General features: G+C 35.4%; 22 protein-coding genes. 1 reads left to right on the top strand and 21 read right to left on the bottom strand.

The features are described 5' to 3' along the window. Window positions 1-136 precede the first annotated feature (136 nt). The gene (locus ACIQ7T_RS19065; protein ID WP_370078307.1) at window positions 137-646 is read left to right on the top strand and encodes a competence protein ComK; all 510 of its coding nucleotides are present in this window, start codon (window positions 137-139) and stop codon (window positions 644-646) included. A gap of 69 nt (window positions 647-715) precedes the next feature. On the opposite strand, the gene prfB is transcribed toward ACIQ7T_RS19065, so the two are convergent. From prfB to ACIQ7T_RS18960, 21 genes are all read right to left on the bottom strand, one after another. Continuing rightward, window positions 716-1,820, bottom strand: a protein-coding gene (gene prfB / locus ACIQ7T_RS19060; RefSeq protein ID WP_402872585.1) for a peptide chain release factor 2 whose coding sequence is annotated in 2 segments (ribosomal slippage) — window positions 716-1,744 and window positions 1,746-1,820 — 1,104 coding nt in all. Because the reading frame shifts where the segments join, the coding sequence is not laid out codon by codon here. A 171-nt stretch (window positions 1,821-1,991) separates the two neighbouring features. Further along, complete coding sequence (locus ACIQ7T_RS19055) at window positions 1,992-2,537, bottom strand: competence protein ComK (protein ID WP_402872583.1); 546 nt, start codon at window positions 2,535-2,537, stop codon at window positions 1,992-1,994. Window positions 2,538-2,954: 417 nt separating this feature from the next. After that, window positions 2,955-5,465, bottom strand: coding sequence for a preprotein translocase subunit SecA (gene secA, locus ACIQ7T_RS19050; RefSeq protein ID WP_370078313.1), 2,511 nt, complete (start codon window positions 5,463-5,465; stop codon window positions 2,955-2,957). Between the two features lie 280 nt (window positions 5,466-5,745). Then, window positions 5,746-6,297, bottom strand: coding sequence for a ribosome hibernation-promoting factor, HPF/YfiA family (gene hpf / locus ACIQ7T_RS19045; protein ID WP_370078315.1), 552 nt, complete (start codon window positions 6,295-6,297; stop codon window positions 5,746-5,748). Window positions 6,298-6,475: 178 nt separating this feature from the next. Further along, on the bottom strand, window positions 6,476-6,859 hold the full coding sequence (locus ACIQ7T_RS19040; protein WP_402872579.1) for a PilZ domain-containing protein: 384 nt from the start codon (window positions 6,857-6,859) through the stop codon (window positions 6,476-6,478). A 213-nt stretch (window positions 6,860-7,072) separates the two neighbouring features. Next, window positions 7,073-7,483 carry a flagellar export chaperone FliS gene (gene fliS / locus ACIQ7T_RS19035; protein ID WP_402872578.1) on the bottom strand — a complete coding sequence of 137 codons (411 nt, stop codon included), beginning with the start codon at window positions 7,481-7,483 and terminating at the stop codon, window positions 7,073-7,075. A 76-nt stretch (window positions 7,484-7,559) separates the two neighbouring features. Then, complete coding sequence (fliT, locus tag ACIQ7T_RS19030; RefSeq protein WP_402872576.1) at window positions 7,560-7,919, bottom strand: flagellar protein FliT; 360 nt, start codon at window positions 7,917-7,919, stop codon at window positions 7,560-7,562. Between the two features lie 32 nt (window positions 7,920-7,951). Beyond that, complete coding sequence (fliD, locus tag ACIQ7T_RS19025; RefSeq protein ID WP_402872573.1) at window positions 7,952-10,378, bottom strand: flagellar filament capping protein FliD; 2,427 nt, start codon at window positions 10,376-10,378, stop codon at window positions 7,952-7,954. A 23-nt stretch (window positions 10,379-10,401) separates the two neighbouring features. Beyond that, complete coding sequence (locus tag ACIQ7T_RS19020) at window positions 10,402-10,773, bottom strand: flagellar protein FlaG (protein ID WP_402872570.1); 372 nt, start codon at window positions 10,771-10,773, stop codon at window positions 10,402-10,404. Between the two features lie 346 nt (window positions 10,774-11,119). Then, the gene (gene pseC, locus ACIQ7T_RS19015) at window positions 11,120-12,268 is read right to left on the bottom strand and encodes a UDP-4-amino-4,6-dideoxy-N-acetyl-beta-L-altrosamine transaminase (protein ID WP_402872567.1); all 1,149 of its coding nucleotides are present in this window, start codon (window positions 12,266-12,268) and stop codon (window positions 11,120-11,122) included. Between the two features lie 11 nt (window positions 12,269-12,279). Continuing rightward, window positions 12,280-13,326 carry a pseudaminic acid synthase gene (gene pseI / locus ACIQ7T_RS19010; RefSeq protein WP_402872564.1) on the bottom strand — a complete coding sequence of 349 codons (1,047 nt, stop codon included), beginning with the start codon at window positions 13,324-13,326 and terminating at the stop codon, window positions 12,280-12,282. After that, window positions 13,323-14,303: a UDP-2,4-diacetamido-2,4,6-trideoxy-beta-L-altropyranose hydrolase gene (gene pseG, locus ACIQ7T_RS19005; RefSeq protein ID WP_402872562.1), complete on the bottom strand. Its 981-nt coding sequence runs from the start codon at window positions 14,301-14,303 to the stop codon at window positions 13,323-13,325. Before pseG ends, pseI begins: the two co-directional genes overlap by 4 nt. Window position 14,304: 1 nt before the next feature. Then, window positions 14,305-15,027 (bottom strand): cytidylyltransferase domain-containing protein, encoded by a 723-nt coding sequence (locus tag ACIQ7T_RS19000; protein WP_402872560.1) that lies wholly within the window; start codon window positions 15,025-15,027, stop codon window positions 14,305-14,307. Between the two features lie 34 nt (window positions 15,028-15,061). Continuing rightward, window positions 15,062-15,787 carry an SDR family NAD(P)-dependent oxidoreductase gene (locus ACIQ7T_RS18995; RefSeq protein WP_402872557.1) on the bottom strand — a complete coding sequence of 242 codons (726 nt, stop codon included), beginning with the start codon at window positions 15,785-15,787 and terminating at the stop codon, window positions 15,062-15,064. After that, a complete protein-coding gene (locus ACIQ7T_RS18990) occupies window positions 15,784-17,031 on the bottom strand; it encodes a class I adenylate-forming enzyme family protein (protein WP_402872554.1) in 1,248 nt (415 codons plus the stop codon). Before ACIQ7T_RS18990 ends, ACIQ7T_RS18995 begins: the two co-directional genes overlap by 4 nt. A 1-nt stretch (window position 17,032) precedes the next feature. Next, window positions 17,033-17,257 (bottom strand): phosphopantetheine-binding protein, encoded by a 225-nt coding sequence (locus ACIQ7T_RS18985; RefSeq protein ID WP_402872551.1) that lies wholly within the window; start codon window positions 17,255-17,257, stop codon window positions 17,033-17,035. A 25-nt stretch (window positions 17,258-17,282) separates the two neighbouring features. Then, on the bottom strand, window positions 17,283-17,819 hold the full coding sequence (gene pseH / locus ACIQ7T_RS18980; protein ID WP_079559508.1) for a UDP-4-amino-4,6-dideoxy-N-acetyl-beta-L-altrosamine N-acetyltransferase: 537 nt from the start codon (window positions 17,817-17,819) through the stop codon (window positions 17,283-17,285). A gap of 141 nt (window positions 17,820-17,960) precedes the next feature. Then, window positions 17,961-19,316: a sugar phosphate nucleotidyltransferase gene (locus tag ACIQ7T_RS18975; protein WP_402872547.1), complete on the bottom strand. Its 1,356-nt coding sequence runs from the start codon at window positions 19,314-19,316 to the stop codon at window positions 17,961-17,963. Window positions 19,317-19,417: 101 nt separating this feature from the next. Further along, window positions 19,418-20,548, bottom strand: coding sequence for an FkbM family methyltransferase (locus ACIQ7T_RS18970; protein ID WP_402872544.1), 1,131 nt, complete (start codon window positions 20,546-20,548; stop codon window positions 19,418-19,420). Between the two features lie 87 nt (window positions 20,549-20,635). Further along, window positions 20,636-21,796 carry a glycosyltransferase gene (locus ACIQ7T_RS18965; RefSeq protein ID WP_402872541.1) on the bottom strand — a complete coding sequence of 387 codons (1,161 nt, stop codon included), beginning with the start codon at window positions 21,794-21,796 and terminating at the stop codon, window positions 20,636-20,638. Beyond that, entirely contained in the window at window positions 21,797-22,924 is a 1,128-nt protein-coding gene (locus ACIQ7T_RS18960; protein ID WP_402872538.1) for a glycosyltransferase, read from the bottom strand. It abuts the gene before it with no gap. Window positions 22,925-22,960 lie beyond the last annotated feature (36 nt).

The raw sequence follows: 22,960 nt of genomic DNA, 5'->3' as shown, positions 1-22,960 counted from the left end.
AATCTCGTGCAATTTCAAGCAATTTCTCTATACAATCGCTTGATATATCAACGGTTTTCTCTTTTTATCTATATTTTCAGAATTTAAATTTGTGTTCTACACTTCAGTAACAAATAGAAAAAGGAGGTTTACATAGATGTCATCAAACTACATCAATGGATATTTAATGTCTTTCAACACCTATTTACTTCAGCCAATGCAGTATGACTCTAAAATTTTCACAAGGGTAATTGATAAGCATAATGAGCTGATCGTCACACGGAAACCAATGCATATATTACGAAAATCTTGTATCTCACTTGGAACAACCTATGAAGCAGCAAGACATTCCGCCAAACGCTTTTTCGGCAATCAACATAAGCTTCCAATCGTTGTTGCTTATGATTATGGTTATCCTTGTATTTTCCTACCAACGTTTTCTCCTAACTCTATCCACAATATTTGGATTGGACTTCACGCCATTTCGAATATTGTACCGAGTAAAATGGGTTGTATCGTTACACTGAAAAATGATAAACAGATTGAGCTACCTATTCAATATGCTTCGATTAGCAAGCAATTTGTCAATGCATCGATGCTTTATAAACATTACATGAATGAACGTAAGGAGATTAGCCAAGACACTCCGTATCATCCACCTTTTTAATTTGAATGGTCTATCAAACTAAAAAACCCCTCAAAAGCACAGTTTCATTGTGCCTTTGAGGGGCTTTCATTACCCGATTTTTGAACGTAAATATGCATTAATGAATGGATCTACATCGCCATCCATCACTGCTCCTACATTACCTGTTTCTTCATTTGTACGATGATCCTTCACCATTGAATATGGATGGAATACATATGAACGAATTTGTGAGCCCCAGCCGATTTCCTTCTGTTCACCACGGATTTCATCTAGCTGTGCCTGCTGCTTTTCGATCTCTAATTGATAGAGTTTCCCTTTTAACATCGTCATTGCTTTTTCACGGTTTTTAATCTGTGAACGTTCTGCCTGACATTGTACGACAGTACCAGTTGGAATGTGCGTAATACGAACAGCTGAATCTGTTGTATTAATGTGCTGACCACCTGCACCTGTTGCACGATACGTATCAATTTTTAAATCCTCTGTACGAATATCAATTTCAATATTGTCATCGAATTCAGGCATAACATCACAAGAAACGAACGATGTATGACGACGACCAGAAGAGTCAAACGGTGAAATACGTACTAAACGATGGACACCTTTTTCTGCTTGCAAATAGCCATAAGCATTATGACCCTTAATGGACAATGTTACAGATTTAATCCCTGCTTCATCGCCTGGAAGATAATCAACTGTTTCGACTTTAAAGCCACGTTTTTCCGCCCAGCGTGTGTACATACGAAGCAGCATTGAGCCCCAATCCTGAGATTCCGTACCACCTGCTCCTGGATGCAGCTCTAAAATCGCATTATTTTGATCGTATGGACCGCTTAATAGTAATTGCAGCTCAAAATCGCCCATTTTTTGCTGGAATTCTTCTAATTCATTGCCTAGCTCCTCCTGCAATTCTTCATCAGGCTCTTCGCGCAATAGCTCTAGCGTCATATCTAGGTTCTCATACGTTTCCAATAAATCTTTATACTCATTAACTGTTGCCTTTAAGCCATTGCTCTCATTAATGATTACCTGTGCCCCTTGCTGATCATCCCAGAAAGCTGGCTCAAGCATCATTTCATCTAATTCTTGAATGCGTGCCTCTTTGTTTTCTAAGTCAAAGAGACCCCCTAAAATCCGCCAATTTTTTGGCTGAAGTGTCTAACGCGTTACGTACATCTGCTAATTCAATCATTGTTAAATCCTCCGAACATTATTAAGGGGGCAAACTTGTATGATAGAAGTTTAAAAATCAGCAAATAAAATGATTTTAAAATACTGATACTTCATTTTTAAAGCCCCGATCTCTTTATTATAACGTTTTTACGGCGGAAAACATACTTTTTTACAATACAGAGGATTCGTTTCAGTCTTTTTCAGCTTCATCCTCAAAGATAACATCGTTCGCTATACGTTGGAATACTTTACCTTGATCATATTGAACTAATAAATTCTTTGTTCGTTTTTCCAGTTTATATTTTAATAAATAAGCTCTTTGAATTCTGGTTTCAAATGCTCTAACACTTAAGTCCACATTAGTTTCATAGCCGTTCATAAAAATTACTTTTGTATTCTTTTTATCGACAGCTAGATAGTCCTGAATATGATGAACAGCAAACCATATACATTCCTGTCGTAAATAAGACATACTTGGAAACCATACAATATTACTTTGTTCATGAACAACAATTGGATTTTTATTCAACTTTCCAAGTATCATTCTCGAGCCATCGAAAGCCCCTCTTAAGCTAGAACCAAAATAACGTAGATTATAATCCATTAATTTTGTCGGCGCTAATTTTGATATATATTCGTAATCCCTTTCTATTACACGTGTACACAAGTTACCATGGGCATCATACTCCGGTATATACAGCATCGTTTTACTACTCATAATGTCATCATTATGCATGTCAATCCTCCTTAAAATAGTATTTATCCAATGTAATTCCTCGGGAAGGTCTGGCCATGACATCATTTCTCGAGGATTTTTTATATCCACTCATGAATCACCCCCTTTATTCAAAAATCAGGTTCAAATCAACGAAACTTTCCAACTATTCATCTTTATAATAAATCAGAAAAAAGTTATAAACATTACCCTTTTTATTGAACTATTTACCTATTGTTGTAGTATTATATATCTTTTTCTGAATTTTCCGTTATTTCATTTCATTTAAACTTTATTGAAAAACCTCCTACTTACTAACTAACGATTGTTCGCACATTTTCTATGGTCTTAGCTAGCAGAATGAGTATCGTGAAAACATCCTAAAACATAGAAAAAAGACCATTCTAACATAAAGTTAAAATGATCTTTTTCGAAAAATTATTGAGCTGCACCATGGCAGTTTTTAAATTTCTTACCGCTTCCGCATGGACATGAATCATTACGCCCGACATTTTCTGCCTTACGAGCAGGTTGCTTTTTCGGAGCTGAGCCGCCATCCTCTTTCGGATTAACAGCTTGACCTTTTGCAACTTCCTCACGCTCTAAATTATTATGGATTTCTGCCTTCATCGCATATTTTGCTACATCTTCGCGAATGGAAGCGACCATATCCTCAAACATAGCAAAGCCCTCTTGTTGATATTCACGAAGCGGGTCATTTTGACCATATGCACGAAGATGGATACCTTGACGTAGCTGATCCATAGCATCGATATGATCAATCCACTTCGTATCAATTGAACGTAATAAGATAACCTTTTCAAATTCACGCATACGCTCTGGCGTAAGCTGTTCTTCTTTTTCATCATAACGCGTTTGGACAGCGTTAGAAATTAGTTGGTTAATCTCTTCTGCGGATTTACCTTGGAAATCTTCCACCTTCAAATCGCCTTCATCTAATAGGTTTGCTGCAACATAGTCATCAATTGCTTTTAAATGCCAATCTTTTTGCTCACCTTGCGTATACAATGCGACAACGTTGTCGATCGTTTCTTGAATCATAGACTCAACAAGCACACGCATATTTTCTGTTTCTAATACGTCGTAACGCTCTTTATAAATAATCTCACGTTGCTGACGTAACACATCATCATATTGTAATAGACGTTTACGAGCATCGAAGTTATTACCTTCAACGCGTTTTTGAGCTGATTCTACTGCTCTTGAAACAACTTTAGATTGTAGTGGCTGTGAATCATCCATCCCTAATTTCATCATCATGTTCTTCATATTATCGGAGCCAAAACGACGCATTAATTCATCTTCTAGTGACAGATAGAATTGAGTAATCCCCGGGTTCCCTTGACGACCAGAACGACCACGTAGCTGATTATCGATACGACGAGATTCATGACGCTCCGTACCAATTACCGCTAAACCGCCAAGCTCCATTACACCTTCTCCAGGTTTAATGTCCGTACCACGACCAGCCATGTTCGTAGCAATTGTTACTGCACCCTGCGTACCAGCATTCGCAATAATTTCTGCTTCACGCTCATGGTTTTTCGCGTTTAATACGTTATGTGGGATTTTATGTTTATCCAATAAATTCGAAATAATTTCAGATGTTTCAATAGCAACAGTACCGACAAGAACTGGTTGTCCAGCTCTATGGCGCTCTGCAATATCTGCCGCCACTGCTTTATATTTCCCTTCCATCGAAGCAAAAATTAAGTCCGGACGGTCATCACGAGCAATCGGCTTATTCGTAGGAATCGCCACAACACTCATATTATAAATATTACGGAATTCCTCTTCCTCTGTTTTCGCAGTACCTGTCATACCCGAAAGCTTTAGATACATACGGAAGTAGTTTTGGAACGTAATTGTCGCCATCGTCATCGATTCATTTTGAATCTCTACGCCCTCTTTAGCTTCAATTGCCTGATGCAGTCCATCTGAGTAACGACGACCTTTCATTAAACGACCTGTAAAGCCGTCAACAATAATGATTTCGCCCTCTTGTACAACATAATCAACATCATTATGCATACTTACATGTGCCTTTAACGACTGGTTAATCGCATGGTTTAAACGCACATGTGTTAAATCAAACAGGTTATCAATGCCAAATGCTTTCTCTGCTTTTTCAACACCAGCATCTGTTAACGTAACACCTTTTGTAGATTCTTCATATGTGTAATCTGTTTCCGCACTTAACATACGAACAAACGCATTAGACTGTTTATAAAGCTGCGCTGATTTCCCAGCCTGACCCGAAATAATTAATGGCGTACGCGCTTCATCAATTAAAATCGAGTCAACCTCATCGATTACCGCAAAATGTAGCGGACGTTGTACACGTTCTTCTTTATAAAGCACCATATTATCACGTAAATAGTCAAAGCCAAGCTCATTGTTTGTACTATACGTAATATCAGCTTCATAGGCTGCACGTTTCTCTTCTTTTGACAGGCTGTTCAAGTTTAAACCAACCGTTAAGCCTAAGAAATTATATAAATGCCCCATTTCTTCAGCATCACGACTCGCTAAATATTCGTTGACTGTCACAACATGTACGCCTTTACCAGTAATAGCATTTAGGTAAACAGCCATCGTAGCCGTTAACGTTTTACCTTCACCGGTTTTCATTTCCGCAATATTACCTTCATCTAGTGAAGCAGCACCCATAATTTGTACACGGAATGGGTACATCTCTAGTACACGCTTTGACCCTTCTCGACAAACGGCAAAAGCTTCCGCACGGATCGAGTCTAAATGCTCTCCGTCGGCATAGCGTTTTTTAAACTCTTCTGTTTTCGCTTGTAATTGATCATCTGAAAGCTGTTCCATTTGAGAAGCGAATCCCTCAACCTGGTCAGCGATTTTCTCTAATTTTTTTAGTTCACGTTTATTGAAATCAAATAATTTATTTAATAGGTTTGCCATGAATTTTTTCACTTCCTATATAGTCTCAACTTTCATTTTACCATTGTGTAACAGTTTCATGCAAACAGAGTCCTTAGCATGAAAGGAAATCATATCAATTACGCCTTGGCGTGATTGCGTCCGGATTCTGAATTGTGCTAGCACAATTCAAAATCCGTGATATCTGCCAGAGGCTTATCTTCATTTAGTAGGCGTTCGGTGAAAATTGAGGTAAGAATTCCTACTGAATGAAGATAAAAAAGGCTCCCGCTTTGGCGAGAGCCCTTGTACATATTAAAGTTTAAGTTGTTTCAATTAAGCCATATTTACCGTCTTTGCGTTTGTAGACAATATTTGTGCCGTTTGATTCTGCATCTGTGAAGATATAGAAATCATGCCCTAGCATATTCATTTGTAAGACAGCTTCTTCTTGATCCATCGGTTTTAAATCAAATTGCTTTGTACGAACAATTGAGTATTCATCTTCCTCTGTAACTGCATCAGCGGCTGCTTGAGAAGTAGCAAAATAAAGGCCTGTACCTTCGCGCTCACGGAATTTACGGTTTACCTTTGTTTTATGCTTACGGATTTGACGTTCTAATTTATCAACGATTAAGTCAACCGCAGCATACATATCATTATGACGCTCTTCTGCACGAAGAGTTAAGTTCTTCATTGGAATTGTAACTTCCACTTTAGTTTGCTTGTCATTATAAACCTTTAAATTTACGTTAGCATTGGCGTTAACATCTTCGTTAAAATAACGTTCAACTTTTTCGATTTTGTTTTCAACATACTCTCGAATAGCTGGAGTTACCTCAATATTTTCACCGCGAATGTTAAAGTTTAACATGTAAACTCCTCCTTTATAACTGCTATACTATATATTTCTACACAAGTGTGTGAAATTCCTCTAAAATAATTCTTTTTTTCAAAAAAAATTTTTTCCTGAAATAATGTGTAGCATCTGCGAAAGCAAAGAAGTTAGATATGGGATGAACAAAATCATCCCCCACTGATGAATACTTCCTTTATGAATTAATGCTATTTAGTTTTGCCTCATCAGCTTCTCTTCTTCGGCGTAGTTTCAACTCTTCGATAATCAAATCCTCAACCGATTCTTGATTATTGAAATTCACGCCATACTGCTTGCCATTACCAAAAGGACGGCTCCAAATGACTTCTCCATAAGCTCGTACCTCTCTTGTATCCAGAATAAAGCGTAAATCCAAAGGACGAGGATTGACACCTAAATCCACCTCAGTAAACATCTTTAACCCTCGTGGACTAATATCAAGCAAATCAGCCATTGCCGTTTGCTCCTGATTGACTCTACCATCCTCATATATGGCAAAAGTCATTTTAACAGGCTCCTCGAATTTAAATCGAAAGCCTTCTTGGCGCTTAAATATCATCTTCCCACCTCAATACTATTCTAAACATCTATGTAGCTTGATTATGACATGATGCATGTTTTACATCCAGAGGGAATAAGTAACATATTTTACTGATTAAAGACCTATTTTATGGCTAATTATATGTTTCCCTTTTGTATGATATAAAATGCCGTGTCTCGTATTTCTTGTAAAGAAAAGAGACCATCTTGAATCGATGGCCTCATATGTTGTCTAAATTTGTCCAGCGTTTCCCTGACCGAATTGCTGTTGTCGATTGATGCGAATAACTTCCTTCCATGTATCACGGAATTCCGTCACTAATCCCTCAACTTCTTCAATGATAGCGACATCACTTTGAATATTTGCTTCGACTAAACGATGATTCATATATTCATAAAGTGCAAGCATATTTTTTGATATTTCGATATCCATATTCAATGTTGCCATCAGCTCGCTAATAATTGCTTGTGCTTTGATAAGATTTGTATTTTTTTCCTCGACATTTTTTTCTTGAATCGCATGTTTTGCTTTATGCAGGAACTTTAAACAACCATTATAAAGCATTAACGTCAGCTCACCAGGGGAAGCAGTGGTAACACTATTTTGTTTATACGCATTTTGTGCTGTTAAATTTGCTGCCAATAAAGGACAACTCCTTTGAAAGGTTACTTATTTACTAGTTTAAACCATTTTATGAAGAAAAGCGAATAGGTAAATATTAATTCTTTTTGTCATAATACATTCCGTCCATTATGCGGACATTGCCATATGGATTAAAGTATTGTTCTTCACTTTTTTTCGTTTTTTGTAAGTTTGCCATATCCTGCTTTACAGCGTCCATGACAACAGCCAATCGTTGTTTAATACCATTATCTAATTCGAGCAAGGTATTATGAACACGATTTTGAGCATCGAACTTAAAGTTCTCTTCCTCCAAGCGTTTAATAATAATTCCACGCTTATCCAACATTATATTAATGTTGTCAATGTAGCTATCACGTTCTTCACTATTGGGGACTTCCCCTAAAAGTTTATATAGATTAGCAGAAACCTGCAATAGTTGTTCTGTTGGTTGCATATAATTCTCCTACTCTAGCTTTATTAAAAGCCTTATGCTCCTAATCCTTGCATGAACATACTTGATTGCGAATTTGCTTTATTTATCGCTTGTTCCATGGCTGAGAATTGCTTCCAGTAGCGAGCTTCAATATTTTTAAGTTTTTCTTGCCAAGTATCTATGCGTTTATTTGTATCTACAATGTTTTTACCGATTGAGTAGGTTTGCTCTGTAGCTGACGTACGCCCCGCTTTCTTCTCTATATCAATCTTAAAACTATCCATAGAACTACGTAATTTTTGCAGGTAGCCTCGTGTATCTGCTTCTTTAGTGGAAATGTTTCCGTCTTTATCAGTTACTGTAATCGTATCTTTTTGTTTACCGTCAAGATTCGAGAATAATGCTGCTACTGCATCTGGATCTTCTTCAAGAGCCTTTTGTAGTTTCTTTTCGTCAATTTCTAATTGACCACCATCATTATAATTCTTAGTTGTCGTAATGCCTACATTAAAGAGTGTATTAAATTTTTGATTTGATACGGCTGGATTTGCTTCGTAAACCAATGCACGCATACCAGCAAGTCCACTTCTTAAAATAGTATCGCTACGTAATAATCCACTTTTCGCCTTTTCTTCCCAAAGCTTAATCTCGTTTTCTGACATATCTTTTCTTTGTTCATCAGTTAAAGGTGCAAAGGAACGATATTTTGTTTCTTTAGTTTGTTCGCTCAAATCCTTAATTAAGCCATTGTAAGTAGTAACGAATTCTTTAATCTTATTCATCATTTCATCAACGTTGGTAGTAGATGTAATGGTAACTGGAGAAACTGTTGATGGATCAGCAGTTATTTGTGGGGGTGTCGTATCATTTGCTATATGATTTTGATAAGCTGCCTCAAAATCAGCTTCATCCCCTTTGAAAATGTTCTCTTTATATAATTGTTTATAGTTTGTTTCTGCATTGGCATTTCTTGTTATAGCAGCTTTATGTGCAGAATCGGCTTGGTCCATCTCAGTTTTAGCTGTTGTTAATTTGATTTGCGCATCAGCTGCTACTGATAAGTTCTCGATTTCAGGTCCATTTAAGCTTTGTAAAGCCTCAAGTGTTCCCTTGTCTAATGACTTTAACTTCTCTTTTAAAGGCCCTTCAGGTAAATCAGCAAATGGATCTTCTACTGATAAATCCCGACCTGTAAGTGCAGTTGCAATATCTGCACCTAAACCTGAAAGGTCTTTTAAAACTTGCTTATTCAAAACATTAAATGTTTTTTCTAATTTTGCAACATCAGATATTGCATTAAAATCCGCCTCTGTTAACTCGGAAATTTCTTTTAAATCACCAATTTCTATTTTGCCTAGTGCTTCTCTTAAAGCTGGAGTAAAACCATCTGCTTCAGAAAGGTTTGCAATTGCTGTTCTTGCAGCTTCTTCATCAGTGAAATCTATTTCAGCAAGCTTCGTAACTTGATTGTAATTTAGTTCTGCTAGAAGTGGTCTAGTTTCCAAAGCCAGGTCCGAATAAAGTACCTTTTGAGTATCATTTAAACTACTCGATAATCTAGCTTTAGCTAGATTATAAACATCTGTAGCGTCAGCATGAGCCTGCTTTTTTATATCAAAAGTTGATTCTTTGGCAGATAAATCGGCTGCAGCATTTTTTCTTTCATTAAATGACAACGTTAACAAAGAATTTATCGTACCACCCGCGTTAAACGTTTCTTTTAACGTGACACTGTAGCCAGAAATAGTAAATGTATTTGAAGAACGTTCAGTCGCTATACCATTCACTTGGAACATCGCATTTTTACCGCCACTTGCTAAATCACCAGAAGTCTTTCCATTAAGCGATGTATATCCGAGCTTACCAAAAACATCTGCTCCAGCAGTGACTTGAACCTCAGCTCCATTTTTATTATCACCTGTATTCTTTGCAGTAATAGATAGGCGACCATTTTCAAATAATGCACTAACACCCGCATTACTATCGTTAATTTTTTCCACAAACTTCGATATTGTCATGGATTCATCAATAACAATATCAGTACCCTCTGTTGGCATCGTTCCGTCTGGTTTAATAGCGTTTAGCTTTATTACACCGTTGCTGATGCCAAGTTCACTTAACTTCGTATTGGCAGTAGCATTAATTTGATCACCGAGGCCTCGCGCTGCAGATGCAAGTTGTGATACTCCTTCAAGTGCTAGCGTTCCAGAAGCACTGGGTGTTGCTGTAGCAGAAGCATATGTGCTGTTGGAAACTGCAGCTGTTTTTGATTTCATACTTTTTAAAATTAAATTGTCTGCAATATACTTATCAAATGTTTGAAGTTTTGTATTAATTCCTCGATACGCATCTCGTTGCCATTCATACGTAGTTTTTTTCTGTTGTAATTTGATAAGAGGTGATTTTTCAGCTTGCATTAACTTTGCTACTAAAGCATCAATATCCATCCCTGAGGCTAAACCGCCAATTCTGTTTACCATATCTTATTCCTCCTAATTTTCCCTTAAATTTTTTCGTCTACAATCATACCTAAAAGTTTTTGCATTTCATAAAATGCATCTAATAATTTTCTAGGTGGTATTTCTTTCACGACTTCTTCTGTTTGCGTATCTACCACTTGTACAAAATAACGATCTAAGCCATCATGCAGTACAAATTTCGAAGAACTATGATTTATTTGTAAAAATTCGTTCACTATTTCTACAGCTTGTTGTAATTTTTCTTTTGATATTTCTTGCTCTTCTGGTGCAACATTTTGTTTTTCAACTTTTTGCTTAGTGACAGTAAGCTCTGTTGTCACTTCTAAGCTTGCCACCCTCGTATTATTTGAAGCAGTCGGTGTCTCTATTGTTTGCCCTTGCGTTGCAATACGCATCCTATCCACCCCCCCTAGACATTTCATGTACTTATGTGTATTATCGGAAGCATTTTGGGAAATTTCACTTTTAAAGAAAAAGGAATTAAAATTATGTGTTATTAGAAATTGGAAAACATGAAATAAACATAAACACTAAAAAGCGACAATTCGTTTACGAGAAACAAAAAAGTCGCTTTCATATAAATAGGCTACCAGTGATGAATTAATGCTTAAGGAAAAGGTCAACGATAAATCATGTTTTCATTTTGATATATCCATCTGAATTGTTCAATTACATCATATTTTTTGTGGCAAATTGACTGTTTTAGTGCCTCCTTCTTGAGTGAATTAATTTTCTATAAAATTATTTATTCAATGCACTTTTTAATATTTCAATCACATTATTTACATCTGATTTTTCCATAGCAGGGAATATCGGTAATGTTAACGCACCTTCATACCAACTCTCTGCTACATTACATATCCCTTTAGTAAACCCCAGTTGTTCGTAATAAGGATGCCAGTAAACAGGAATATAATGCACATGGACACCAATATTACATGTTCGCATTTCATTAAATATTTCTTTTCGAGTTTTATTTAGTACGGTTTGGTCCAGCTGAATTATGTACAAATGCCAACCTGATTTTGTTCCATCTAACTGTTTTGGTAATTTCACACCAGGAAATTGATCTAAAGCCTCATTATACATATCAGCTATTTCACGGCGACTATTAATAAATTTATCTATTTTTTTTATTTGCGATAACCCTAACGCTGCTTGCATATCTGTCATACGATAATTGAAACCAAGTTCGGTCATTTCATAGTACCAATCACCTTGCTCCGCTGCATAAGGGGTTTTAGATATTCCATGACTACGGAAAAGCTTTAATTTTTCATAATATTCTTCAGAGTTAGTAGTGATTACTCCACCTTCTGCAGTAGTTATTGGTTTCACTGGATGAAAACTAAACATCGTCATATGTGCTTGTGAACCAACTTTACGACCTTTATAGCTAGCACCAAATGAATGGGCTCCGTCTTCTATTACAATAAGTTTATGTTCCTCTGCAATAGTCATTATTTCGTCTAAGTTTACCGGTTGGCCAGTAAAATCCACTGGTATAATAGCCTTTGTCTTCGAGGTAATGTTCTTCTTAATTTCCTCTGGATCAATATTATAAGTTTGTGAGTCTATATCTGCAAATACAGGTGTTCCACCGCAATACAAAACTGCATTCGATGTCGCAGCAAAAGTTATTGGGGTTGTAATGACCTCATCACCTGCCCCGATACCTGTAGCATAACAAGCGCCATGTAAGGCAGCAGTGCCATTAGAAAATGCTACTGCATACTTTGCACCTACATAATCTGCTACTGATTTTTCAAATTCCTCAACTTTAGGTCCTTGCGTTAAAAAAGGCGACCGTAATGTTTCTACTACAGCCTCAATGTCAGCTTCATCAATTGACTGTTTTCCATATGATAAAAAGGTTGAGCGCTTATTCATGCTATCAGTCCTTATAGTAATATATCAAAAGTTAAAGGTGTCCCTTTTAATACATCTATTTTTACTTTCTTACCAACTACCAACTCGAAAAATTTCGGTGCTAGTCCATGCCCTGGGCGTACGACTCGAACATTTTCTTTCGTTAATACATCACCAGCTTTTAAATCTTCTCCTATATAGAGCGATCTGCGATATTCAAGCGATGGTTTTTCCAAGTTTGTAGGTCCGTAGATAATCGTTCCTAAACTTTTCCACGCCCGTTCTGTCTCCTCCACTAGTATTCTAAGTTCATGTGGCTCTAAAGAGAATGTTGAATCTACACCACCATCAGCACGCGCTATCGTAAAATGCTTCTCTATAACAACGGCACCTAATGTCACTGCAGCAATGGATACACCAACCCCCATCGTATGGTCAGATAACCCAATTTCTGTTCCGAACAATTCTTTCATATGAGGGATAGTAGAAATATTTGAGTTTTCCGGTGTTGCAGGGTATGTACTTGTACATTTCAATAAAACAATTTGTTCGTTCCCTTGAGATTTAACTGCTCGTACAGCTTCATCCAATTCAGCAATTGATGCCATTCCTGTTGAGATAATAATGGGCTTACCAGTTGCTGCTACTTTTTTAATCAAAGGAATATCTACATTTTCAAATGAAGCAATTTTATAAGCAGGCACATTCAAAGTTTCTAAAAAATCTACTGCTGTTTCATCAAATGGTGAACTGAAAGCAACCATCCCATGTTCCTTACATCGATTAAAAATAGCTTCATGCCATTCCCAGGGCGTATAGGCTTCTTTGTATAAATTATAGAGAGATTGTCCTTTCCACAAGTTTGTATCACTTTTGATAAAAAATTCACCTGTATGAATATCCAAAGTCATCGTATCTGGTGTATATGTCTGTAATTTCACTGCATCTGCTCCAGCCTCAGCTGCTAGATCCACTATTTTTAATGCACGCTCAAGTGATTGATTGTGATTACCTGACATTTCTGCAATAATAAACGGCTTTTCTGTACGTCCTATCTTTTTATCACCTATTTGAATCATTTCGTTACCTCCAAAATTGCATCCAACCAAGATTTCGCCCCTCCAGATTGCTCCGTTAACTTTAATCCGGCATTGCGCATGTTTATCAATAATTCTTTTTTACCTTTTAAGGACCAAAGTAGATCTTTATACGCATCCACAGTTACTTGTTCATGCCACCCTAAGTTCCATATTACGCCTAACTTTTCTGCAGTTTCTGTTGAAATACGTTGATTTTCTGCAACAATCGTACTTGACGAAGGTAAACCAACAAAGCAGCGTTCCCAAGTAGCACTACCGCCAGCTCCAATAGAAAAATCTGCTTTTGCCATCAAGGAGGCCAAATAATCTATTTGGCAATGAAAATGATAACCTTCCTTCATGCAAATACTTTCAATTTTAGTTTTATGAGGATTACTATTACCAACAACAACGTCTACATATTGGAAAATTTGTTGTTGCGTTAAAGCGGTTAATACTTTCAATGTTTCACTCGTGGGATCACTTCCCCCCATAAAAATAAGAATTCGGTTAACTCCACTCATTTTATTAGGAAGGCTTTTTCTTTCTCGAATAAATTCTTCTCTCATAATTAAATATCTCGGTCCTAGTAATTTCACACAATGTGCTGGAACTAAGTCATCATAACGATGCTCAAAGTTCGGAACGGCATTTTGATCCAATAATAAATCACAGTCATGTTTACGATTGGCCAAGTCATCAATGACAATTATTTTTTTTACGAATGGTCGGATTTTTCTTTCCCATTCTCTATCTATATCATAATGATCGATAATACAAATATCTGCCTTTGTCATTTCAGTAATAACTACAAAACCTTTAGATTGAACAAATACTCGCATATCTCCCTGCGACTCTTTCATCCAAAAGGACACTTCATGTCCTTTTTTTCTAAACTCTGTTGCAATGGTTAGACAGCGCATCACATGACCACTACCAATCTTAAAAGAAGCATCTGCGCGAATGACAATATTCAATTTATATCACCGGCTTTTGTTCGATATGTGCATTTAGCTTTGCAACTTCAGGTGTACGCTTTAAGTAATCAATTACAGCAACACTTGAGACAAGTGGATCATTAAAATATCCTGCCACTACTCGAATTAGCTCATAGTCAGGATCTGTATCCAATGTAATACGAAGCTCTGGTGCCCGGCGGTTCTCTGGAACTTTATATGTAATGGCTTCAAACTGTTCCTTAAATTCATAGGCATAGTACGTTACATGTTCGCGATGACGCTGTTCTTGCCCTATTTCATTTATTTTCAGCAGCGATGCATATGAAATTAACTCAACAGCTAAACCTCGTGGTAAATCACCGTCGATTAACACAATATCCTTTCGCTCTTTTGCCATAATAGCGATCATTTCAGAGGCCATTTCATAGTCTACAAATGGACAATCCGACGTCACGCGCATTACATAATCAGGCTCATAGTCATTCGCACAATCTACAAAACGAGATAATACATCGTTCTCTGAACCACGGAAACATTTAATATTTTGTTCTAAGCACCAAGAAGCAATTGCATCATCTTGTGGCGATAATGAAGTTGCAACAATGACTTCTTGCACGCCGTTAATTTGCAAACAGCGCTTTGTTACATACGTCAGTACATCTGACTCCCCTAGTGGTTTTAAAATCTTACCCGGAAGTCTTGTTGACCCCATTCTTGCTTGAATAATCACGATTGTTTTCAAATAATCACACCCTGCGTTCACTTGGGAATTTATTCTATATTGTTCCATTATCGACATGTACAGTTGTACCTGTAATCGACTTTGCTTGATCAGAAAGTAAGAAAAGTACTGTACTCGCTACACTTGATATATCCGTTTCCTTTTTCAAAGATGTTCTTTGGTAAATACGTGCTCTTTGGTCTTCTGTCAATGCTGTACTCATACTTGTTTCCATAAAACCTGGTACAACACAGTTAGAACGGATTCCTTTGCTCCCCCATTCCCTAGCAGTATTTTTAGAAAATGCCTCCATTGCTCCCTTAGATGCTGCATACATGCTCAAACCTTTATATCCCGTATGAGCACTGATAGAGGATATATGCACGATTGAGCCATGCGTTTTACGCAATAACATATCTCTAATCGCATACTTCGTTAGATGCATAGCTGAAAATACATTCACTTGGAACATTGTCTGCAATTGTTGAACATTTAGGTTAGAAACAATGTCGTCATAGGCCATCGCTGAATTATTAACGAGTCCGTAAATTGGACCTATTTTACGAACCTTTTCCATATATAATAGCTTTATACCATCCACATCTGTTAAATCATAAGAAAGTGGTTTGAAACGGTCTGGATATTTTGCTAACAGCTCGCCCGCAGCATCTTCACTTGAACGGCTAATGCCAATAACGCCAAAGTCTGTTTCAGACAATATTTGATGAACAATCTCTCTCCCGACTCCTCTTGAATCACCAGTCACAATAATCCATTTCATTTTCTGACCTTCTTTCCAGTTCGTGTACTAGGAAGTTCATCTACGAACTTAATAATGCGTGGAACTTTCCACTCTTGTAAATGTATAGATGCATATTGTTTTAATTCTTTTTTCAATTCTTTTTCATCTATTTCCTGATTTTTGATAACGTCCGCGACAAGAAGCTCACCCGTAACACTATTCTTTTTAGGCTTCACAAGAATATCGATAACACCTGGAACTTGCATTAGTATATTCTCTACTTCGAGTGGATTCACTTTGTAGCCTCCTACATTTATCATATCCGTTTGACGTGATTGGAATTTAAAATGTGTATCATCAACCATTTCAACAAGGTCTCCAGTGTGAAACCAATCATTAACCAGTGATAGTGACTCTGAATGTCCAAGTAAAGAATGATGTATACATAATTCCTGTTGTGCTGTAATTTTCACCCATTGTTGATGTTCCGGCTTAATTTCAAAAGTATCTCTTTGTGCTGAAAATAAACTTCCAGCCTCAGTTGATGCATAAATATTGAGCATTTTCGCATTTGGAAAAACCGCTTTTAACCTATCTTCTAAAAGTAAATCAAACTTTTCTCCACCAAATGTCACTCTTTTGACCATCGAAAACGAATTTCCTTGTACATAAGGAAGAACATTTCTATAAAAAGTTGCCGTAGATGAAATATAAGTTATCTGATATTCCTCAATTAATGCTGGTATCTTCTTCATTGACTCACCAAACATATAAATTAAAGTGTTTTGATTGAGAAATGCTTGAAAAAACACTTGTAACCCAGCCATGTGAGTTGGGTTATAGGCAAAAGCCCAAATATCATTTTCAAACTTCTTATGGATTTTTACGTTTCTTGTAAGTGTTTGGAAAGTATGACTCATCTTTTTAGGACGCCCTGTTGTACCTGATGTATATAGAGTTAATTGCCAGTTTTCTATATCATTAATACGTTGTATGGCTTCATCTAGACTGCAAAGGTTAAGTCGTTCTTTTATTTTTTTTGTCATTGTTAACGCATTAAGATTGATACCTAATTCGATTATCTCTTTTTCTGAAAAATCACCGTCTAACACTTCAATCGGATAGTCACAAATTAAACTATGAATAATCGCTAAAAAAACATCGTATGGATGGTTGTCCTTTACATATACATAAGAAGATTCATTTTCCTTGTTGTTCAAGTCCAATAGCAATTTTTCATAGGTATAGACAATCTCATTATGTACTAAAAAAACCTTCTCCATATTATATGCCTTCGATTTTAGCAATGATTTCACCAATTGTTTGAACGATGCCTTCTTCGAAAATGTCTACACCAAATTCATCTTCAGTTCGTACTGTTAATTCCGCTAACATTAAAGAGTCTAGTCGTAAATCTTCTCTTAAATCCATAGAAGCTTCTAAAGATTCAATTGATTCAAATCCTGCTTCTTCTCGCATTTCATTAATAATTAATAATAATTTATCCATTTATTTATTCTCCATTTCTAAGTTTTTACTCTCCAAATTCACATACATACTTTTGGTATTTATTTAGCTTTAGCCAATCTTCTTTTAGAAGCTCCAATAAATTCAAATCAGAGTACGAACCATTTTTTAAAATATGATCTTTATATACGCCAACCATTCTATAACCATGCATTAAATTCAACTTAATAACATTGTTATTCCCTTCCATCACTTCTGCAGTGATTTTATGAAATTCGAACTTTGAAAATATATAATTATAAAAGTATGGAGGTATAATCCCTCCATATAAGCGATACTTTTCTTCTCCTATATAAAAGCCCCAGCTCGTTCTTTTATTCACAAAATCTATATTATTTAAAGAAATTACGCCTATTGGCTTTTCCTTTATTTCAATAATCCAATAAGCATCGGTTTTTGAATTTGAAATACTTCTAAACCACTCTCTCTGTTTATCCATATCTTTTTCAATATCCGTGTTCATGAATTTAGTGACATCTTCCTGTGTTCTCCATTCCAGAACTTGTTCAAGATGCTCTTCTCTAAGTTTAATAAAGCGAATCATTTAGAACCTCCGTAAATATTCGGTTTCCACATATATTTATAGTAATTTTATCGGTAAATTTAACGATTTTTCAATATCCTTAGCATAACAGAAAAAACGACTTTCAGATGATTGAAAGTCGTTTTTCTATTTTTGCTTTTATTAACAAATGGATTCCATTATCGCAGACCAATCTTTTTCTAGTCTCACAATATCTTCTTCTACTATATGGTCACCCATTTGTACTTCAATTAGCTCTGTATCCGTCAATGCATAAAGACAATGCTTCGAGCCAATTGGAATACTTAATACATCTCCAGGTAAAACCATTTTTGTTTCATCATCTTGGATAAATATCGCATCTCCCGAAATAATCGTCCATACTTCAGATCGATAATTATGATATTGATAACTTAAGTTTTTACCTGCCTCAACACAAAGTCTTTTCGTTAAAATTTCACGTCCATCTTTTCTTGTAACATCAAGCACTCGATACCATCCCCAACGCCGTTCCTCGTACATCGGTCTTGAAAATAAACCATCATGTAGCATATCTTTCATTCGTGAACTAGCTGGCTTATCTGTTACTAAAATACCGTCCGCACTAACAGCAACTACTGCATTGGAAATCCCAAGTACTTTAACTGGTAAATCAAGCTCATTCACGATATGCGTATTCGAGCTATCCTCGCTTAATCCACCATTCCCAATAACCTGTTGAGACATCTCTTCTGTCAATGTATTCCATGTACCTAAGTCTTTCCAATAACCATCATAGGTTAAAGCAGTTATTTTAGTTAAATCTTCTACCACTTCATAATCAAAGCTATTTTTCGGTAATCTTGAAAAATGCTCTAGTAATTCTTCATATGAATTAGAATATCCGTCTTTGCTAAGTTTATTTAATAGTAACTTTAAAGGGAAAGCAAATACACCACTATTCCAATAAGCACCTTTGCTTATTAATACTTCCGCAGCTTCTTCAGATGGCTTTTCCACAAAACGGGCAACTTGCATGTATTCTGTATATTGCTTTGGTATTAAATAGCCATATTTAGAGGAGGGGTACGTAGGTTTTATCCCTAATAGGCCAATATCAGCATTGGTTGTCATAACAAGCTGTTCAAGTTCCTTCACTTGTTGATAAAAGGCTACATCAACAAAAGCATCCACTGAAACTACACCAACAACCTCATCTCCCTTCATCCCTAAAACTGAATAAAGGTACATACATGCTAGTGCAATTGCTGGATAGGTATCACGTCTTTCCGGCTCTACGACAATTGGAATATCACCTAACTGATTACGTAACATATCTACTTGCGCAGCATTGGTTGCTACAATCATGTCTTCCACAGCAACTACCTCGGACAATTGACGATACACGCGTTGCACCATAGACTCTAATTCACCAGTTTGCTCGTTATGTAATACTTTAAGGAACTGCTTTGCACGCGAATCATTAGATAGTGGCCATAGTCTTGTACCAGATCCACCTGAAAGTAAAATTAGCTTCATAGTCTCAACTCCTCGTATATTACTGTAAACTACCTCTTAACCTAAACAATATAAATTTCTACCTCCAAAAAAAGTCTTCAACGCTCCTGAAAATGTCTTTACTAATCAGCAACTGCATACAATACTGTTTCTAAATAAGAATCTGTATGATGACCTACATACAATTTGTATCCCAAGTCAAAAAATACATCATGAATATAAATAGGTATATCAATTAAATCCTCTTGTTTATGGTATAAGCAAATTTGAAGTCGTGGACGAAGTGCCTTGATTGTTTCATAAGCACCTTTTAAAGCATCCAATTCATACCCTTCTATATCTAACTTAATTAAACTTATATTTTTAAGTTCGTTTCTGCGAACATACTCATCGATTGAAATTACATTAATTTTTTCATTACCTTCACTTGATATTGAATAACTTGGGTCAACAGTATTTTCAATAGAATTTATAAAAAGCTCTACATTTTCTCTTCCCAATCCAGCTTGAACGGTAATTACATTAGTTAAATGCTGTTCTTGTATAAAATCATTTAACTTCGAAAAGTTACTTTTGGATGGCTCAAAGGAATGAATCATACAATCCATTTTTAAAAATTCATTGAATATAGTAACTGTGTCACCAATATATGCTCCTCCATCTATAATTTGATCGCTCGCCTCAGGTGATACTTTAGGATGAAAATATTGAGGGTACATTGATTTTCGTAAACAAGAAATATTTCCTGAGATACGATAAGCTAATAAATGTTCAAATAACATTCGTGAATCATCATCAGATAAAAGATGATAAACTTTCTCAAAAGCATTAATATTTTCATCTAAATACTGTTTAAATAATATTGCTTGCCCAGAAGCCTTATAATAACTTTGAAAATCAAAATCTAAGTTACTATAGTTATGTAAGCCTAATATTTTTAATTGGTTCTCGATTTCATTATGCCAAGTACTACATATAACAATTAATACATCTTTCTCTTTGATGTTTAGCAAGCTTTCTGGTGAAATTATCGTAATATCGGATAATTTATTCCCCCACTTCTTTGGGTTATTATCTACGAAATAAAGGACATTTTTGCCCATTAATTTCAGACTTTTCGCAACCCCTTCACCGTAGCTACCTGCTCCAAAAATGACAACAGTATTTGCCTCTTGAATACCCAAATTAAATGAGTTTAACTCCTGTCCATCAGAATTAGCAACTATTTTCTCAACATTCTGTAATAATTCCATACTTAAACCCTCTTTGTTATTTATTTCTTATCCTAAAGACAGTGTGAATCCGTCGTAAAACAAGTATATAGTTATTAATTATTTAGGTTATTGATAATGTAAAAGATTAGGTCTTAACTCTCTCCATGTAAATTTTAACTCTTCATATTCGATAAAATCTTTTGAAAGAATCATTAAATTATGATGAGCATCTAAATAATTTATATTTATCTCTAATACTTTACTTAATAATTCTTTTGCTGAACTAAATTGATTTTCTAAGCTATAAAGTACAGCAAGATTATTCATAGCAGCCCCATGCTGTCGATTGCTCTCTAAAATTTCAAAATAGTACTCCTTTGCTAGATGCAGTTTTTTAAAGTGTAGCGCAACTATTGACTTTATAAATAGAAAACTAATATATCGATTATTATTTTTATCTACTTGATTTGCTTTCAATACTTCATCTGCCTCTAGCCATTTTTCATAGCGGATGAGTAAATTAGCAAAATCTAAATGATTATCTTCTATTGAATATTCACGTTTATAAATTTTTTCTTTGATATTTGAAATCGAATACTTATCAAGCAGAATTTTTTCTCCTGCCTTAGTTATTTCTATGCTAGCAGTAGTGTTTGTTGCATGCCTTCTAATTGATATTAATGGCTTTTCAATATGCCCAATATTAAAATCATTAGCTAATAATCGAAGCCAAAAATCTACATCCTCAACATACTTCACATTAATATCGAAACCATTTATCTCTTCATAAATTGTTTTTTTTATCATACTTCCTGAAGGAGATATTATCGGATTACGAATCAGCATTTTACAAAAACCATCATTTCCTCTCAGCTCATATCCTGAAAAGATACCTGAAATAACTTCTGATGTTTCATTGATTTGAACAAAATTAGTATATACAGCAGCATAATCACCATTTTGAATTTTCCCAATATAATTTTCCACTAACTGTTCAGAACATTCATCATCTGCATCTAAAGGTAATATCCAATTACCCTTTGCTTTGGATATTCCCTTATTTCTTGCTGCAGAAGCTCCTGCATTTACTTGCTTGTATAAAAATACTTTCGATTGTTCTCTTTGGATCTCCTCCACAATCTCACAAGTGCAATCGACACTGCCATCATCAACAATAATTATTTCATCTATATGTATCGTTTGATTTAACAAACTTCGAATCGCTTTTTCAATATACAATTCTGCATTATACGCCGGTATTACGGCCGAAACTGAAATACTTTCCATTTATTCTCCCTCCATATAAGGGAAGATGAAGTGCTCATTCTCGATAAAATTTTGATTTTTTAAAATCATAGCAATCGTTTCATAGGCATGAAAAGGAGAAATTAGTATATTAATATTGTCCTTTTCATATAAACTAGCTGGACTCAACACTTCCCTATCCATAACTAAACAATTTTGTTTTCGTTCGTCGCTGTCTATAAAGCCCTGAAAATTCAAACCTGTATCTTTTAACGCATGATATACACTTTGCCCTGCTTCACCAGCACCCCAAATATAATACTCTTTTCCAGGATTTTTCATAACAAATTGAATACACTTTTCCGTACTTAGATTATGATAAAAATACGTATTTTCTAAATACTTATTATATGAGTAACTAATCAACTGCTGCCCATTTCCCATAGCTATTTTGTTAAAAAAGTCATATAAATCACGAGTATAATCCTCATGATTATTTAAATCACCCAGTTTCCCCCAAGCATTACTTCCATGTTTACGATAATAAGTTAATGTATCCTCAATAGTTAATGTATTGGTTTGTAGAGCAGCGATTAACATAAGTCGTGTATCAACACAAATATAAGAGAAGTCATCCTCTTCTAAAGGAAGCACCTTTTCTAAAAAGCTTCGTCTGAACGCTAAGCCACTTGTCATAGAAAATAGATGAAAAAGACTTTCTGTTTCGTAAATATGCTCTTTAAAATTTCTAACTTTTTTTAACACAGGGACAGTTGTATGTAGTGATTTACCGGATTCATCAATTTCCTCCAAAGAATGTTGAATAACTTCAACGTTTAGATTTTCTTTATATAAATTAATGATGTTTTCTACCTTATTTTTCTTAAAAAAATCATCACTATCTAATAGGAAAATAATTTCGCCTGTAGATTCTTCAAATGCTTTATTAACTGCATTCATTTGATTCAAATTGTGACCTTTACCATAATTACTATTTGAAATAACTTTTATGTTATTAAATTCCGATAAAATTTCTAACGAATTATCAGTAGAACCATCATCATAAACTATTATTTCAATATTTGAGTAAGTTTGATCTAAGACTGATTGAATACATTCAGTTAAGTATAATGCATAATTATAATTATTTATTAAAACTGAGGCTAACATAAAAATCCCCCCTGGTCCTATTATTTATGTAATTCA

The sequence above is a fragment of the Lysinibacillus sp. NPDC096212 genome (assembly GCF_044763105.1).
Lineage (GTDB): Bacteria > Bacillota > Bacilli > Bacillales_A > Planococcaceae > Lysinibacillus.
Note: the sequence above shows the minus strand (reverse complement) of the source record. Positions and strands in the feature narration are given on the sequence as shown.